16 protein-coding genes are annotated in these 14,967 nt (G+C 53.3%); 6 read left to right on the top strand and 10 right to left on the bottom strand.

The genetic code is table 11. From position 1 onward, the window contains the following. Window position 1 precedes the first annotated feature (1 nt). Window positions 2–523, bottom strand: a complete 522-nt coding sequence (locus J0A68_RS16215; protein WP_206579280.1) for a DUF7935 family protein — start codon at window positions 521–523, stop codon at window positions 2–4. 112 nt (window positions 524–635) lie between these two features. Here J0A68_RS16215 and J0A68_RS16210 point away from each other — a divergent pair, with 112 nt between their 5' ends. Next, window positions 636–950 carry a HesB/IscA family protein gene (locus J0A68_RS16210; RefSeq protein ID WP_206579279.1) on the top strand — a complete coding sequence of 105 codons (315 nt, stop codon included), beginning with the start codon at window positions 636–638 and terminating at the stop codon, window positions 948–950. Between the two features lie 36 nt (window positions 951–986). Continuing rightward, window positions 987–1,481, top strand: coding sequence for a DUF6265 family protein (locus J0A68_RS16205; RefSeq protein WP_206579278.1), 495 nt, complete (start codon window positions 987–989; stop codon window positions 1,479–1,481). 24 nt (window positions 1,482–1,505) lie between these two features. On the opposite strand, the gene J0A68_RS16200 is transcribed toward J0A68_RS16205, so the two are convergent. The 5 genes from J0A68_RS16200 to J0A68_RS16180 form a co-directional block, all read right to left on the bottom strand. Further along, entirely contained in the window at window positions 1,506–2,186 is a 681-nt protein-coding gene (locus J0A68_RS16200; protein WP_206579277.1) for a matrixin family metalloprotease, read from the bottom strand. A gap of 80 nt (window positions 2,187–2,266) precedes the next feature. After that, window positions 2,267–2,722 (bottom strand): DUF4268 domain-containing protein, encoded by a 456-nt coding sequence (locus J0A68_RS16195; RefSeq protein WP_206579276.1) that lies wholly within the window; start codon window positions 2,720–2,722, stop codon window positions 2,267–2,269. A gap of 8 nt (window positions 2,723–2,730) precedes the next feature. Next, window positions 2,731–3,096 (bottom strand): dihydroneopterin aldolase, encoded by a 366-nt coding sequence (gene folB, locus J0A68_RS16190; RefSeq protein ID WP_206579275.1) that lies wholly within the window; start codon window positions 3,094–3,096, stop codon window positions 2,731–2,733. Further along, window positions 3,096–4,076 carry a DivIVA domain-containing protein gene (locus J0A68_RS16185; RefSeq protein ID WP_206579274.1) on the bottom strand — a complete coding sequence of 327 codons (981 nt, stop codon included), beginning with the start codon at window positions 4,074–4,076 and terminating at the stop codon, window positions 3,096–3,098. The genes folB and J0A68_RS16185 overlap by 1 nt, the downstream gene beginning before the upstream one ends. Next, window positions 4,073–4,993 carry a WD40 repeat domain-containing protein gene (locus tag J0A68_RS16180; protein ID WP_206579273.1) on the bottom strand — a complete coding sequence of 307 codons (921 nt, stop codon included), beginning with the start codon at window positions 4,991–4,993 and terminating at the stop codon, window positions 4,073–4,075. Before J0A68_RS16180 ends, J0A68_RS16185 begins: the two co-directional genes overlap by 4 nt. 36 nt (window positions 4,994–5,029) lie before the next feature. Here J0A68_RS16180 and J0A68_RS16175 point away from each other — a divergent pair, with 36 nt between their 5' ends. Together J0A68_RS16175 and J0A68_RS16170 are read left to right on the top strand one after the other, a co-directional pair. Continuing rightward, the gene (locus J0A68_RS16175; protein WP_206579272.1) at window positions 5,030–5,659 is read left to right on the top strand and encodes a 4'-phosphopantetheinyl transferase family protein; all 630 of its coding nucleotides are present in this window, start codon (window positions 5,030–5,032) and stop codon (window positions 5,657–5,659) included. A 3-nt stretch (window positions 5,660–5,662) separates the two neighbouring features. Further along, a complete protein-coding gene (locus J0A68_RS16170; protein ID WP_206579271.1) occupies window positions 5,663–6,241 on the top strand; it encodes a redoxin domain-containing protein in 579 nt (192 codons plus the stop codon). On the opposite strand, the gene J0A68_RS16165 is transcribed toward J0A68_RS16170, so the two are convergent. From J0A68_RS16165 to J0A68_RS16155, 3 genes are all read right to left on the bottom strand, one after another. Beyond that, entirely contained in the window at window positions 6,235–7,080 is an 846-nt protein-coding gene (locus tag J0A68_RS16165; protein ID WP_206579270.1) for a transglutaminase family protein, read from the bottom strand. The two genes, J0A68_RS16170 and J0A68_RS16165, sit on opposite strands and share 7 nt — an antisense overlap. A 127-nt stretch (window positions 7,081–7,207) precedes the next feature. Continuing rightward, window positions 7,208–8,824, bottom strand: coding sequence for an acyl-CoA carboxylase subunit beta (locus J0A68_RS16160; RefSeq protein WP_206579269.1), 1,617 nt, complete (start codon window positions 8,822–8,824; stop codon window positions 7,208–7,210). 130 nt (window positions 8,825–8,954) lie between these two features. Beyond that, window positions 8,955–9,755, bottom strand: coding sequence for an N-acetylmuramoyl-L-alanine amidase family protein (locus tag J0A68_RS16155; protein ID WP_206579268.1), 801 nt, complete (start codon window positions 9,753–9,755; stop codon window positions 8,955–8,957). Between the two features lie 268 nt (window positions 9,756–10,023). Here J0A68_RS16155 and J0A68_RS16150 point away from each other — a divergent pair, with 268 nt between their 5' ends. Further along, on the top strand, window positions 10,024–12,549 hold the full coding sequence (locus J0A68_RS16150) for a putative LPS assembly protein LptD (RefSeq protein ID WP_236025625.1): 2,526 nt from the start codon (window positions 10,024–10,026) through the stop codon (window positions 12,547–12,549). Window positions 12,550–12,563: 14 nt separating this feature from the next. On the opposite strand, the gene J0A68_RS16145 is transcribed toward J0A68_RS16150, so the two are convergent. Then, window positions 12,564–13,778 carry an arginine deiminase gene (locus J0A68_RS16145; protein ID WP_206579267.1) on the bottom strand — a complete coding sequence of 405 codons (1,215 nt, stop codon included), beginning with the start codon at window positions 13,776–13,778 and terminating at the stop codon, window positions 12,564–12,566. A 369-nt stretch (window positions 13,779–14,147) separates the two neighbouring features. On the opposite strand from J0A68_RS16145, the gene J0A68_RS16140 reads away from it, so the two are divergent. Beyond that, a complete protein-coding gene (locus J0A68_RS16140; RefSeq protein WP_206579266.1) occupies window positions 14,148–14,906 on the top strand; it encodes a DUF4197 domain-containing protein in 759 nt (252 codons plus the stop codon). Window positions 14,907–14,967 lie beyond the last annotated feature (61 nt).

Below are 14,967 nucleotides of genomic sequence, written 5' to 3'. Positions count from 1 at the left end.
ATTAGAAATAAAGTTGGATTTCGGACTTCACTTTTCTCAGCGCATAGGTGACCGCATCGTTTTTTTGCTCGAGAGACTGGGAGAAAATCGCCTTGGCCAATTCCATCCCGCTGGCCTCGGCGGTCAAACTCTGACGGCTCAGATTGAGCAGCGTGACCACGTCCTCGACGGCGCGGCGTACAGCCTCCCAGGTTTCCTCGGAGAAGTAGACCTGCTGACTCATGTTGTGGTTAAATTCCTCCCTCACTTCGGCGAGGAGCATGGGGTGAAGCTCCGCCGCGGTATATTGGGAGGGGTTGGATCGCCTCACGAGATTGTTTGGGGAGATGCGCTCCAACAGCAGACAGAGCCTTTCGGCAGCCTGAAGCCGGATGGGAAGCACCACTTGGGTATTTTGGGTTTTCAGGTCCACCAGTAGCTTTTCGCGCTCTTTGGAAAGGAAAGACACCACCACCAGGTACATCCCGTAGAGCACGATGCCCGCAGGCAGGATGATTTTCAGCAAGTCAAGCAAATAGTCCATTGTCAATAATTGTATCCGAATATCAGTAATTCTCCTGTGTCAAAAAACCGGCCGATTCGATAATTTTGCCGCAGGCGACGAACCAAATCACCCGAAAATCGATTTTCTCCCCATGCTGATTCCCATTTCCATCACCGAAAAAGCCGAGGCCGAGATCAAGCACATCATGGCTACCAAAAACATCCCCGAGGGCTATTTTCTCCGGGTGGGGGTTAAGGGCGGCGGCTGTGGCGGGATGTCTTATGCGCTGGGTTTTGACAAGGCCAAGCCTGAGGACCAGCAGTTTGAGATCACCGGCATCCCGGTTTTGATCGAGAAGCGACACTTCATGTTTCTGATGGGCATGCAGATCGACTTTTTCGAGGGAGACGAAGCGCGAGGCTTTACCTTCGTCAATCCCGACCTGCCAAAGCGCCACGATCTCTGATTATTTTTCTAATTTGGGTGCTTAGCTCTTAGCCCCATGAAAACTTTCCTTTCTACCCTCCTTTTTCTGACAATTAGTCATTTGGCACTCGCCCAAGTCCGGCAGCTCGAAGCCGATCAGGAACCGGGAAAGGGCAAGGTGGAAGACCTCCACTGGCTGGCTGGCTTCTGGTCAGGCACCGGCTTGGGCGGGGAATGCGAAGAAGCGTGGATGCCCGCCAAGGACGGCCACATGATCGGCACGTTTCGCTTTTGGAGCGAAGGAGAGCTGGTTTTCTCCGAGTTCATGAACTTCGTACAGGAGGGGGAAAGTGTCTCCCTGAAGCTCAAGCACTTTAACCCCGACCTGTCCGGCTGGGAGGAGAAGGAAAAATGGACAACCTTCCGGCTGATCGCGCTGGGGGAAAACATCGCCTGGTTTCACGGGCTGACCTACGAGCGAAAGGGCGATGAGCTGATCATCCACTTGGCTTTGACCGAAAAGGGCGAAAGACGGATCGAGGAATTTAGGTTTGTGAGGAAAGAGCTTTGAACCGAATAACCCGAGAATGCACACTCATTTTTTGCCATAGATGGACTGCATTCCATCAATATCCCCACTCCCAAGTTCAGTGAGAGTACTCTTGGATGGATTCATGATATTGTGGGAATCTACGTGGCCTAAGCCAAGGGCGTGACCTATTTCGTGCAGAACCATATTGTAAAAACCCTCACAAGTACTCCTGCTTGGAATATCCAGTACCACGAGTCCTGCGATCGCGGAGCATAGATCATCTGTAAAGCAAGGAAACGCAACGCCTCCTTGTTCTATATCAGCTACTGCAAACTTGATGGATGCTTTTTCCACTGGCACAAGCTCAAATTCGAAATCAGCAACCGAACTCCAAGCCTTCAGCGCTCTTTCTATTTGCTCTTGGGCCTCGCAGGCTGTCACTTGACTAAATGACAATGTGGAGACATCTGTTTGAGAATGGGTGTTTACTAAATGGCCAGGATCAAAATACCCAAAAGTGATGATGCCTCCTGAAGTACCGGGACCGGCCTGCTCAACACCAGCGTCGGCAAACAAATTATCGCCACCCCATTTAAACCCAAAAGTACAGTACCGTCCTTCTGGATTGCCCGCACAAGCTCCCATCAGGTCGTTGCAAGAGTTATATTTCTTACAGGAAAACAGCAGTAGGGCTAGAACAAACCAACAGTTTCTTCCAATATGCCCAAAAAACCCAGTAGTCATGAACGAAAATATCCAGCACCCTTTTTAACTCCAAAAGAAAGGTGCAACAACTGGCTCCTGAGACTGCCTACTGGAAACCGCTAGTCCTCAAACCCTGGCTTCACATTGTCCCAAAACTCGTCCAAGGCAATGATTCGAGGCTTCAGAAAGCCGATAATCTTCGGCCAGTCGTCCCGCTCCATCACGTTGACTCCGGGGAGGATGAGCTCGATCTTGGAGACGGTCTGGCCCATCTCGTTTTTGGCGTGGAGCTTCCAGTTCCATTCTTCACCGACGCTGGCGAGCAGCAGCTTTTTCAGCTGGAGAAATTGGTCAAAAAACAGCTCCTGCATCTCCTCGTCGGCATGGCCCAGCTCGATACCGATGGACGCAAAGTCCCGCTCGGCTCGCATCCGAAAGTAAATGTCCTTAATTCCCGTGCGGTAGTTAGGCCAGTTAATGCGCCGGCCTTGGGCATTGGGCACCGGCTTCATGTATTGCCCAAAAGCAATCCAAAAGTCGGTTCGGATCTTGGATGTCTCCGCTCTACTGTACATGGGTATTTTCAGGCAAAGTCCTCTGGGTAGCACACGGTCACGGCGGAATATTGGACGATTCCTCCCAGCGCAGGATGATGTTTTTTCAGCGTCAGCCGCACGGACTTCACCTTGGGATACGCCTCCAGGATATCCGCGATGATCCTATGGCCCAGGTGCTCCAGCAGCTTCACTTTCACGTCCATTCGGGCTTTGATCAGCTGGTATAGCCGTGCGTAGTCCACGGTATCCTTTAGGCTGTCGTGGAGCATGGCTTCTTTGAAATCAGTCTCCAGCTCGAGGTCCAGCGTAAAGCGATTCCCCAAGATAGACTCCTCCGGGTAGGCGCCATGGTAGGCGTGAAATTCTATCCCCTCCAGTGCTACTTTCCCCATCAGTCAAACTGGTCAAAGAAAGATCCAGAGCCCCCTTTGGGCGACTCAGCCTTGGGAACTTCGGCCTGCTTCTTTTCCTCCCTTTTGACGGGAATTTCCTCCTCGATCTTCACTTCCTCTTTGATTTCCTCCGGTTCTTCTGCGGTGATTTCGGCCTTGATCGGCTCTTCTTCCCTCACCTCTTCCTCTGCTTCCTGCTCAGGCTCTTCTTCGATCTCTACAGGGAGTTCGCCTTTTTCCTCCAGCTCGTGCTGCATCGCTTCCAGGGTTTCCTGGGTCTCTTCGTCCAGGGTTGCGTTGGCCATCTCGGGATCCTCCTCCTGAGCGGGATCCGCCTGAGGTGCCAGAGCAGCGATATTTGCTATGGTAAAATGGTTGGAGTGGCTGAGCTCCTCCACGGCACGCTGATAGGCCTTGCCATCGATGCGGAAAAAATGCGCGTCCGAAAGCTCGATCTGGTTGAGTGCATCTTGGGACAGTCTTTTCAGGCTTTTCACCAAGGCTTCCCGCTGCTCCAGGAGACCTTCGTAGCTCCGGATCAGACTCCGCATACTTTCACGGATCTCCTTGATCGTGGACTTTGCCTTGGCCTCCGCCGCGGTGGTGATGATCCGGGCTTGATCTTCGGCATGCTTTTGCACCTGCTGGGCATAGTGGCTGGACTCTTTGGTCAGCTGCTCAGCTATCGAGTTGGCCTCGGAAATGATCTGGTCGGCGGCCTCGGACGCCTCGGTGATGATATTGGCGCCGGTATCCTCGGCGGTTTTCAAAGTACGAAAAAGAGAGTCCTCCACGTCCTTGAGACGCTTGGCCTCGGCCTCCACCTGCTGAAGCCTGGAGCGGAGATCGAGGTTTTCCTGGTTGATCTGCTCCATGGCCACGCTCATTTCCTCCAGAAAGGTGGTCACTTCCTTTTTTTCGTAACCTCTAAAGGCCGTTTCAAATGCTTTTTGCCGGATGGCAGTAGGGGATATCTTCATAGGGTTTCTGCTTCAATTTGCCAGATAGAAATGGTACGGTCATCGGACACCGAGACGACATCGCCGGAATAGCTGCTCCAAAGTACCTTGTTGATGGAGGTGCCGTGCCCGGCATTTCTGGCCTTGTCGATGACCTTCAACAGCTTACGGTCGGCGACGTCCCATACCTTGATGGACTTGTCCATGGAGCAGGTGGCCAGCAGGCTGCCGTCTTCTTTGAAAGATAAAAAATTAATGGCATACATGTGGGCCACCACATCCTCTGTGAGGGTATAATCCCGCGTATCCCAAAATTTGAGATGGGCATCCCGGGAGCCCGACACCAGGCAGGTCTCGTCGGGAGAATAGCCCAGGGCAAAGACGGAATTGGTATGGCCGCTGAGGCTTGCGATGGGCTGAAAGTCATCCTTGAGGTCGAGGATCTTGATGGTGTGGTCGCTGAGGCCCAGAGCCAGGTGTTTTTGCTCCGTGGCAATCGCCATCACACGGATACTCTTGGAGCTGAGCTTGACGTGTTTTTTGACAAACTGATCCACGGTGTCCACCACGATCAGCACACCATCCCCCGTTCCGATGAGGATATCGCTGCCGAAGACCTGGATGTCGAAGATTGCCTGGTCGGTCAGCTTCAGGCTCCAGATCTCTTTGTTTTCGACCAGGTCGATGACATGGATACCCTCAAAATTATGCCCGACAATGAGCTGGTTTCGCTCCCTGTCCACTGCCAGCGCATACACCGAATGGGGCAGCCTAGCGATCAGCCGACCGTCTTCCGGCTCATCCAGATCCCACTCCACCACCATGCCGTCTCCCGCTCCTGTATAAAAAAAACGGGGATCACTCCCCTCCGCCAGTGCATAGATGCAGTCATTGTGGCCGGTCAGCGTGTGTAATTTATTTACTTGGATTTTTGACATATATTGGACGATCACTCAGCGGCGCCCTTTTGGCCTATGCAAACAAAAATAGAAAAAATTGATTCTTCGTCAGCCCTCGCGGTGAAGATAATCGAAGACGCGGAGAGTCATGAACTTGATTTCTTGAGTTTTCGGGAAAAGCTTTCGTTTGCCAATATTTCCCATCCCGAGAAAAAGAAGGAATGGGCGACCGCGAGGATTGCCATCCACGATGCCCTCGAAGTGCTGCAAGTCCCCTATCCCGGCTTTTTCAAAGACGAACATGGCAAGTCCCACGCCATGAACGGCCAGGGCTACGTGTCGCTGACCCACACGCCGGGTTTTGCGGGGGCGATTTTCCACCGGGAACAGCCCGTGGGCATAGACATCGACCTGGTCCGTGAGAAGATCCTGAAGATAGGCTTCCGCTTTTTGGACAGCTCCGAGCTGGATTTCCTTGAAAAGGACCCCCTGCACTACACCATGGCCTGGTCGGCCAAAGAGTCCATCTTCAAATGCCAGGGAAGAAAGGGGGTTTCCTTCCGTGACAACATCCTTTTGGAACCCTTTGCCCGCAATGCCTCCCGCATCAAAGGCAGGATCCGCGGGACGGAGTTTGCCGACCACCACTACACCGTCGAGGTGAGGCAACTGGAAAACGTTATCTTGACCTACACGATCTGGTAAACCATGAAAAAGACAGTAGCCGCATTCCTTTTGTTTCTTTCCCTAGTCGGCGGCGTCTCCGCCCAAGCACTCAGCGAGCTCTCCACGCTGGATGCCGTCACCGGCTCCAACAAAAACCTCGGAACACTGGTCAGCGGAAAAGGAATCGTGCTGGTCTTTCACAGCCTCAACTGCCCCTTTACCAAAATGTATGAAAACCGGCTGAAGGCGCTGAAATCAACCTTTCAAAACCAGGGGATCACCTTCGCGCTGGTCAATCCGGAAGTAGGTACCGCGGCAGCCGACCAGGCCACGCTGAGGAACTACATCGACCAAAGCGGGCTAAACATGTCCTACCTCATCGATGCGGAGCAGGTCTGGGCCAAAAAATTCGGCATCACCAAGATCCCGGAAGTGATCGTCCTCGTCAAGGGACAAAACGGCCTGGAAATCCGCTACCGCGGCGCCATAGACAACAACGCCCAAGCCGAAACCGCCGTCAGCGAGAAGCACCTCGAGCGCGCCATCAACCAAATTCTCAGGGGGGAAGTGACCACACCCGAGCAAGTGAGAGCCGTGGGCTGCAACCTCCGGACCTACTGATTTTCGAGGATAGCCATCATCTCCCGCACCTCCGCCACCTTGTTGGCCTCCCCCAGCTTTTCGAAGGCATTGCCCAGATTTCTCAGCGAGCGCAGGATGATGTCCAAGTGGGCGCAAGGCTCAAAAAATGCGTCCTTCGGCTCGATTTTCAGATGCTCCAAGTAGTTGAAAATATCCTGGCGACTAAAAATCAAACCCTTGTTGAAGGCATTGATGTAGAACGTGATGTCGGCGGACTTGTAGGTTAGGACAAAGAGATTCGGAAGGTTGACCCCATAGATCGGCAGGCCGAGCTTCTTGGCCACCAATAGGTAAATCGCGCAGAGACTGATGGGATTGCCCCGCTTGGTGTCCAGCACAGTGGAGAGCATGCTGTTGCCTGGGGAATGGAAGTTTTTGGTGTTGGCCGAAAAGCGCAGGGTGTTGAACAGGACGTTGTTGATGATGCGGATCTGATCGTAGGGCTGCAGGTCGTTTTTGAAGGAAGTCCATACCTCAAAGTAGATCTGGTGCATCTCCGCATTGAGCTTCGCAAAGTCTAGGTCGGGATATTGATAGGTGTTGACGATCCAAAGTCCCGTGAGCAAGTCCCTGTCCTCGGTATTTTTCCACTCCTCCAGCCGGCTTTTCACCAGGGAAAACTGCAGGTCGTGCACGAGCTCTTCGATCTCCTTTTGCACCTCGGGATTGAAGCTGCTTTCCCACTTTTCCTCCAAAAAAGGAATGATCTCCGCGCCTAGAGAAATGATGCGGTCACGGACATGGCTCTTCACTTCGACATCCGGATCGTCCAACAGGGAAACCAATGCATCCAGCTGCGCAGGGGTCAGTTCACTCATACTCGTTTTGTTCGCATTTGAAGTTACTAAAATACCATCGCCAGTCAATAGAACACGAAGCCTGACCAATCGCTAAGGTCGGCAACACATTTGGATCTAGTGTCTTGAATCTAGCGTCTCATGTCTCTTAAGTCTGGATCACCCCGACGTTGAACCGTTCGGTGATGGGGGCATGGTTGGCCGCCTCGATCCCCATGCTGATCGCCCTGCGCGTCTCCCGTGGATCGATCACCCCGTCCACCCACAGCCTCGCGGCGGCGTAGTACGGGCTGAGCTGCTCCTCATATTTGTTGGTGATTTCCTCGAAAAGTTCTTTCTCTTCCTGTTCGGAGATTTCTTTTCCGGTCTTTTTGAGCGAGGCAACCTTGATCTGCAGGAGGGTTTTGGCGGCTGAGGCACCAGACATCACCGCCATCTGGGCGCTAGGCCAGGAGAAAATCAACCTCGGGTCGTAGGCTTTGCCGCACATGGCGTAGTTGCCTGCCCCGTAGGAGTTGCCAAGGATGATTGTAAATTTCGGCACCACCGAGTTGGCCATGGTGTTGACCATTTTCGCGCCGTCCTTGATGATCCCGCCATGCTCGGCCTTGGAACCGACCATGAATCCACTGACATCCTGGAGGAAAAGCAGGGGGATTTTTCGCTGGTTGCAGTTCATGATGAAGCGGGCGGCCTTGTCCGCCGAGTCGGAATAGATCACGCCGCCCATCTGCATTTCGCCTTTGGCGGTCTTGACGACTTTGCGCTGGTTGGCCACGATTCCCACGGCCCAGCCTTCGATGCGTGCGGTGCCGCAAATGAGGGTTTTCCCATAGTCCTTCTTATACTCATCCAGCTCTCCGCCATCTACCAGTCCGGCGATGACCTCCAGCATGTCGTAGGGCTTGACCCGCTCCAGGGGAAAAACCTCCAGCAGCTTATCGGCGGAAACACCAGGCTCCTTGGCGGCTATCCGGTCAAAACCCGCCTTTGCGTTTTCGCCCAGCGTCGCAAAAATCCTCCGTATCGCGTCCAGACAGTCCTGATCCGAGTCGTATTTGTTGTCCGTGACGCCCGAGATCTCGCAATGGGTGGTGGCCCCGCCCAGGGTTTCGTTGTCCACACTTTCGCCTATAGCCGCCTTTACGAGATAGGAACCGGCGAGGAAAATGCTACCGGTCTTATCCACAATCAGCGCCTCGTCCGACATGATGGGCAGATAAGCCCCTCCCGCCACACAGCTTCCCATGATGGCGGCTACCTGCACGATGCCCATGGCCGACATTTTGGAATTGTTTCGAAACTGGCGGCCGAAATGCTCCCGATCCGGAAAAATCTCGTCCTGCATGGGCAGAAAAACCCCCGCACTGTCCACGAGGTAGATGATGGGAAGATGGTTTTCCATGGCAATCTCCTGGGCGCGGAGGCTCTTTTTGGCGGTCATGGGAAACCAAGCTCCGGCCTTCACCGTGGCGTCATTGGCCACGACCACGCACATCCTACCGCTCACATGGCCTATGCCAGCCACGACACCAGCCGAGGGGCATCCCCCCTCCTCTTCGTACATGCCATCGGCGGCAAATGCGCCGACTTCAAGAAAGTCTGAATTCTTGTCGATGAGATAGGCGATCCGCTCCCGGGCGGTGAGCTTGCCCTTTTTGTGTTCCTTGGCGATTCTTGATTCTCCTCCGCCTTGTTTTACTTCTTCGAGCTTGGTGTGGAGCTTCGCGAGGAGCTGCTCCCAGTTTGGGTTTATATGCTGCATTGATTGGGATTGATCTGGTGAAAAACGCACACTTCGGTCTGTTCCTTCACGAAAAGACGCATCCCTAAGATACAGAAAAGCCCTTTTCCGCGAAGAAAAGGGCCCAAATGCTTTGGCGCTATTTTGCCGCTCAATTGATCTCGATCTGCTCTTTGTAGGCCTTGATGGATCGGTAGATGGCCGAGGCCATGTATTCTTTTCCGGCTTGGCTCATGAGAAATTTCTCCTCCTCCGAGTTGGAAAGGAAGCCCAGCTCGACGAGCACACTCGGCATGGACGGGGTCCAGAGCACGTAGAAAGGACCCTGCTTTACCCCACGGCTTTTGCGGCCTACCCGTTCGCGAAATTGCGTCTCGATGTGGTCTGCAAGCGTAAGGCTGTTGCCGATGTAGGCCTTTTGCATCAGGTTAAACATCATGTAGGACTCCGGAGAGGTGGGGTCAAACCCCTCGTACTCTTCCTCGTGGTTGTCCTCCAAGAGGATCACGGAGTTTTCGTTTTTCACGATGTCAAAATTGGCTTCGAAATGCTTGGTACCCATCACAAAGGTCTCCGTGCCATAGGCGGACCTGTTGGGTGCCGAGTTGGAATGGATGGAGACAAAAAGGTCCGCCTTGTTGTTGTTGGCGATCTGTGGGCGCTTCTTCAGTTCGGGGAAGCTGTCGTCATCCCGGGTGTAGATGACTTCCACATCCGGCATGTTTTCCTTGATATACTTGCCGACCAGGAGGGTCACCGCCAGGTTGATGTCTTTTTCCTTGGATTTGGAGCCAAGGTTTCCCGGATCTTTTCCTCCATGCCCCGCATCGAGTACGATTTTTTTCATCCGAAAAGCCGGCATCATCGTTTCATTGGGGATAAATCCACCGAAGAAAAAGGGAATTGCAATAAGAAAACTTAAGAGAATTTTTTTGTTATTGAACCGTTCCATGAGGGCAATCGAATTAACTTTACGCAAAATTTCAACCAAATTAAACAAAGCGCAAGCAGCAGTGTCGGGTTTCAGAATCCTTTTTTTGATTATTTCAGGGCTTTGGATTTTCCCACAACTGGCGCTGGCACAGCGACCTACTCAGCCTCAGCGGGAAAGAGTCCTGATCGCCCCGGACACCCTGACTCCACCAGCCCGCACTATTCCGATCTCCGACAGTCTTTTTACGGAGCAAGACACTTTGGTCAGGCTGGATTCGGCAAAAATTATGCCCAGCAGCGATATCCAAACAGATATTCTCTATTTCGCCGAAGACAGCATCATCACCGATTTCACGGAAAACAAGGTTTACCTCTATAATAAGGCCTGGTTTGAATACGGGGAGATGAAGCTCGAAGCCGACCGGATCGTGATCGACTGGAAAAATTCCGAGCTCTACGCCACCGGGGTCACGGACAGCCTTGGCGCCATCTCCGGCAACCCCTTTTTCACCGACCGCGGCACCTCCTACGAGATCCGCAAGGAGATGCGGTACAACTTCAAGACCCAAAAAGCCATCATCAAAGACGTAGTCACCGAGCAGCAAGACGGGGTCTTACGCGGGGAGACCATCAAAAAAACCGAGGACGGCAGCATCTACCTCGACCACGGCTACTACACCACCTGCAAGCTCACGACTCCCCACTGGCACATCTCGTCCAACAAGATCAAGGCGATCCAGGGAAAACAGGTGGTCTCTGGCCCATTCAACTTATATTTCAACGGCATTCCTACTCCGCTGGGGCTTCCTTTCGGATTGATCCCCGACACCCCGGAGGAGAAGGCTTCGGGCGTGATCTTCCCCCGCTATGGCAAGGAGCAAACTCGCGGGATATTCCTGCAAGACCTGGGCTACTACTTTGCCATCAATGACTACATCCACGCCCGGATCACCGGCGACATCTACTCCAAAGGGGGCTGGGGCCTCAAATCCCAGGCGATCTACACGAAGCGCTATCGCTTCAATGGAGGCTTCAATATCGACTTCCAAAAGTTTAAAAGCCCAGAGACTGAACTCAATCCTGTGGACTACAACACCTTCCGGGTGCAGTGGAACCACACTCCGGTGAGCCGGGGCACCAGCCGTTTTTCCGCCTCGGTCAATGCCGGCTCGACCAGCTACTTCAACAACGTAGCCAGCCAGACCAACTTCACCAACAACGTCACCGCAGACCTCAACTCAAACATTTCTTATTCGAAGACCTTCTCCGGCACGCCTTTCTCCATGTCGGCCAACTTCCGCCACTCGCAAAGTGTGCAGACCGGAGAGGTACGGCTGGACTTGCCTACCGTCGCGGTCAACATGAACCGGCAAAGCCCTTTTAAAAACTCGGATTTCGAACCGCTGAAGACCCTCAACGTGGCTTGGAACTTCAACATGCAAAACACGATCTCCAACCGGGTTCAGCAGCAGTTTGGCGTGAACAATCCAGAGCTTGGCAACGGACCAGAAATTATTGACTTCACCTTGGACAACATGGGGCTGCTGTTGAAAAACGCAAACAATGGAGCCAGGCACACGATTCCGCTCTCTTCCAACTTCACCCTGTTCAACTACTTCACAGGAACGGCGTCGGTCAACTACAATGAGCTCTGGTACCTCCAACGAATCAACTACTACTACAACCCCACCGAAGAGCGCGTGGACCGCATCGTCGAGGACGGATTCAACCGCGTAGGCTATTACAACAGCTCTTTTGCGATGAACACCAACTTCTACGGCTATTACAACTTCAAGCCCGGAAGCAAGATCCAAACCATCCGCCATCACATCGCGCCGACATTCGGTTTTAGCTATACGCCGGACTTTTCTGACCCTTCCTTTGGGTACTACCAGCGGGTGCAGATCAATGAGGAAGGCGACTCCCAGCTATATTCCAGACATCTGGGCTTTGTGTATGGTGGCGCTCCTTTGGGAGAATCGAGGGCCCTAAACATAGGCATACGGAATGTGGTGGAAGCGAAAATCCTCAACTCCAAAGACAGCACCTCCGAAAACGCAACCAAGAAAATCCCGCTGCTGGAGTCCTTCAACATCAACACGGGCTACAACTTTGCCGCCGACTCCTTCAATCTGTCCGCAATCCAGCTGTCGGCGAGGACAAGCTTTTTTGACCGCAAGCTCTCGGTCAACGTCACCAGCAGCATCGATCCCTACGCTGTCCAAGAGGTCGGTTTGGAAAGTGGCACCAGCACGTTTCGTAGGGTAAACCAGTTCGCGTGGAAGGCCGGTCAGGGCATAGGCAAGATCCGCTCGGCGTCTATGAACATGAACATGTCCATCAATCCCCGCAGTGGACAGTCCCCCGGAGAGGTCAGGGATGAAATCACCCAGGACTTTATCCAGCGCGGCGGCGTGATGGACGAGTTTGCACAAAACGAAATCAACCGGATCGTCTCCGACCCCAGCCAATACATCGACTGGGACATTCCCTGGAACCTGTCCATAGGCTACAACCTCGCCTATACCAAGCAGATCAGCAATCAGGAACTCATCACCCAAACCATGAACCTGAGCGGGGACCTCTCCCTGTCGGAAAAGTGGAAGATCAACTTCAATACGGGCTTTGACTTCCAGGCCGCGGCCGTCACCCAGACGATGATCGGCATTGCCAGAGACCTGCACTGCTGGCAGATGAACGTGTCCTGGATGCCCTTTGGCAAATTCACCTCCTACAGCATCGACATCCGGGTGAAGTCCTCCATCCTGCAAGATTTGAAAGTCTCCAGAAGAAGATCCTTCTACGATTTCTAGCAAGAAACCCCTCCCTAGATCCTTGCCCGGCTCAGTGGCATGGTCATACATCTCGGACCACCCAGCCCTCTCGACAGCTCCGAACTGGGAATCTCCAATACCTCCACTCCCATGTTGCGTAGTGCTCGGTTGGTGTGGATGTTTCGGTTGTAGGAGATGACCCGACGTGGGCCGATGGCAAAGACGTTTGCCCCGTCAAACCACTGCTCCCGCATCGCATAGTCCGGGTTGCCATCACCTGTCCCCAGGATCTCCAGATGGGGAATTTCCCTTGACAAAACTGTCAAAAGCGATTCCTTCAGCACATCCCGCTTGATATTGACCCGGTCTCCGTTGGAGTCCTTGAGAGTGTATAGGGAAGTCTGCAAGACGGAGTTGATCGCGTCGGGATAGGTCAGCACGAGGTTTTCATCCAAGATGGTAAACACCGTGTCCAAGTGCATGAACTGGCGTTTTTTGGGAAGGTGCACTTCGTACACCCGCTTGACTGAGCCTTCTGCCAAAAGCGCCTTGGCGGCGTGGTAGATCGCTTTTTCGTCCGTCCGCTCCGAATTGCCCAGCACCACAGCCTCGTGCGAAAGGATGATCACATCGCCCCCCTCGATGCTGGGCGGCGAGTCGTGTCCGTCTATGGGGTAGAGCGTCTTCACATGGTCTTTGAAGTCCGGGTGGTTTTCGAAGATGGTCCGTAGCAGGTCTGCTTCCCGCTGCCTGCCTTCCATCTTCATGGAGGAAAAAATAATGCCGCCGGGGGTCAAAGCCATTGGGTCGCGCTGGAAATACAGGTTGGGACAGGGCGGGATCGCAAAGGCAAAGTCATAGAGTTCGCCTGCATTGAGCTTGGGTAGCTTCTGCTTCAGCTCGTGGATTTTCAGCCCCGCGGTGAGGATCCCGGCGCACTCCGCAGTGGAATAGCGCTCCACAATCTCCTCGGCAATGTGGGAAAGGCCGGAGCGCTTGAGGGAATCGCGGATCAGCCTGAGGAGGATCTCGCCGTCGTACAGCACCCGCGTCAGCAGCTCCCGCAGCTGGTACACCCGCGCCCCGGTGGAGTCTTTGATCAGGGTGGAAAAGGCGTCGTGTTCCCGCTGCAGCGCTTCCAGATAGGGCACATCCTCAAACAGGAGAAACTCCTTGTTGTAGGGTGTCAGGCGGTCGATCTCCTTTCCCGGCCGGTGCATCAGCACCGCCTTGAGCGTTCCGTATTCTGAGTTGATCCTGAGATTCATATTTGCTAAAAATTCAATATTAAAACCAATTCTTTTTACTAACCAAAATATAAACAGCTATTTTTTAGTCATTTTTCAAAATATACACAAATAATCTGAAGACATGTTTATCCGCAATCTTGCCAGTAAGCGAATTTGCTTCTTCAATCGGGCTGGAAGACCCCGCCACGGCGGGCAGGCGATGACCGAAGTAGGGCAAAGCCCCAATTTTGGCGTTCTTTCGGATTGTCACGGCAGCCTACTGACATAAAAGCGGATAATCAGATCTGAAGAATCGAACAAGTCAGAAACCTCGGTATTTTTCAGGGAATTTTACGGATCTAGTCAAGTTGGCTTAATTTTTCTAGGTAGAAAGGGAAATTTGATCCCATGAACTACCAAGCCAAACTAAAGCAGGGGATTTTCTCCCTGTCCTTTCTGCTCACGATTTTCCTCTTCTCCTGCGAGTCCACCGCCCAGATCTCCAAACTTCTGGAAAAAGCCGGAGGCATCACGGGCACTCCCAGCAGCTCAGAGATCAGCTTGGGGCTGAAGGAGGCTTTGGAAAAAGGAACCGGAATCAGTACGGACCGGCTTTCCCTCGCCGACGGCTACCTCAAAAACCTCGATGTCAAAATCCTTTTCCCCGAAGAAGCCAAGCAGGTGGAAAAGACCCTGCGAAGTATCGGGCTCGGCTCGCTCTGTGACCAAGCCATCACCAGCCTCAACCGGGCCGCTGAGGATGCCGCCAACGAAGCAAAACCGATCTTCACCGCTGCGATCAAGCAGATGACCTTTCAGGACGTGCAAAACATCCTGCTAGGCGAGTCCAATGCCGCCACGCAGTACTTTCAGCGGACCACGACGGATTCCCTTTCCGCCAAGTTTTCCCCCATCATCGGCTCCAGCCTGCAAAAAGTCAACGCCACCAAATACTGGGGCGACGTGATGGGCCAGTACAACAAGATCCCGCTGGTCAAGCCGGTGAACACCGACCTGACTGCCTATGTCACCCAGAAAGCGATCGATGGCCTTTTCATAGAGATAGCCAAGGAAGAGCTCAAAATCAGGGAACAGGTCGCCGCCCGTACCAGCCCCCTGCTCCAAAAAGTCTTTGGCTATGCCGACAAACAAAAAAGCCTGAAATGAGGCAAAGCCCCAAGGCCGAGAAATACTCGGCTTTTTTGGGGCTCAACATTTCAAACACGAG

The sequence above is a fragment of the Algoriphagus oliviformis genome (assembly GCF_017254915.1).
In the GTDB taxonomy this organism is placed as follows: domain Bacteria; phylum Bacteroidota; class Bacteroidia; order Cytophagales; family Cyclobacteriaceae; genus Algoriphagus; species Algoriphagus oliviformis.
This window is presented reverse-complemented; position numbering and strand designations above follow the sequence as displayed.

Coding starts and splice junctions, on each gene's coding strand:
- J0A68_RS16215 (WP_206579280.1), bottom strand. CDS start 523: ATGGACTATTTGCTTGACTTGCTGAAAATCATCCTGCCTGCGGGCATC.
- J0A68_RS16210 (WP_206579279.1), top strand. CDS start 636: ATGCTGATTCCCATTTCCATCACCGAAAAAGCCGAGGCCGAGATCAAG.
- J0A68_RS16205 (WP_206579278.1), top strand. CDS start 987: ATGAAAACTTTCCTTTCTACCCTCCTTTTTCTGACAATTAGTCATTTG.
- J0A68_RS16200 (WP_206579277.1), bottom strand. CDS start 2,186: ATGACTACTGGGTTTTTTGGGCATATTGGAAGAAACTGTTGGTTTGTT.
- J0A68_RS16195 (WP_206579276.1), bottom strand. CDS start 2,722: ATGTACAGTAGAGCGGAGACATCCAAGATCCGAACCGACTTTTGGATT.
- folB (WP_206579275.1), bottom strand. CDS start 3,096: ATGGGGAAAGTAGCACTGGAGGGGATAGAATTTCACGCCTACCATGGC.
- J0A68_RS16185 (WP_206579274.1), bottom strand. CDS start 4,076: ATGAAGATATCCCCTACTGCCATCCGGCAAAAAGCATTTGAAACGGCC.
- J0A68_RS16180 (WP_206579273.1), bottom strand. CDS start 4,993: ATGTCAAAAATCCAAGTAAATAAATTACACACGCTGACCGGCCACAAT.
- J0A68_RS16175 (WP_206579272.1), top strand. CDS start 5,030: ATGCAAACAAAAATAGAAAAAATTGATTCTTCGTCAGCCCTCGCGGTG.
- J0A68_RS16170 (WP_206579271.1), top strand. CDS start 5,663: ATGAAAAAGACAGTAGCCGCATTCCTTTTGTTTCTTTCCCTAGTCGGC.
- J0A68_RS16165 (WP_206579270.1), bottom strand. CDS start 7,080: ATGAGTGAACTGACCCCTGCGCAGCTGGATGCATTGGTTTCCCTGTTG.
- J0A68_RS16160 (WP_206579269.1), bottom strand. CDS start 8,824: ATGCAGCATATAAACCCAAACTGGGAGCAGCTCCTCGCGAAGCTCCAC.
- J0A68_RS16155 (WP_206579268.1), bottom strand. CDS start 9,755: ATGGAACGGTTCAATAACAAAAAAATTCTCTTAAGTTTTCTTATTGCA.
- J0A68_RS16150 (WP_236025625.1), top strand. CDS start 10,024: ATGCCCAGCAGCGATATCCAAACAGATATTCTCTATTTCGCCGAAGAC.
- J0A68_RS16145 (WP_206579267.1), bottom strand. CDS start 13,778: ATGAATCTCAGGATCAACTCAGAATACGGAACGCTCAAGGCGGTGCTG.
- J0A68_RS16140 (WP_206579266.1), top strand. CDS start 14,148: ATGAACTACCAAGCCAAACTAAAGCAGGGGATTTTCTCCCTGTCCTTT.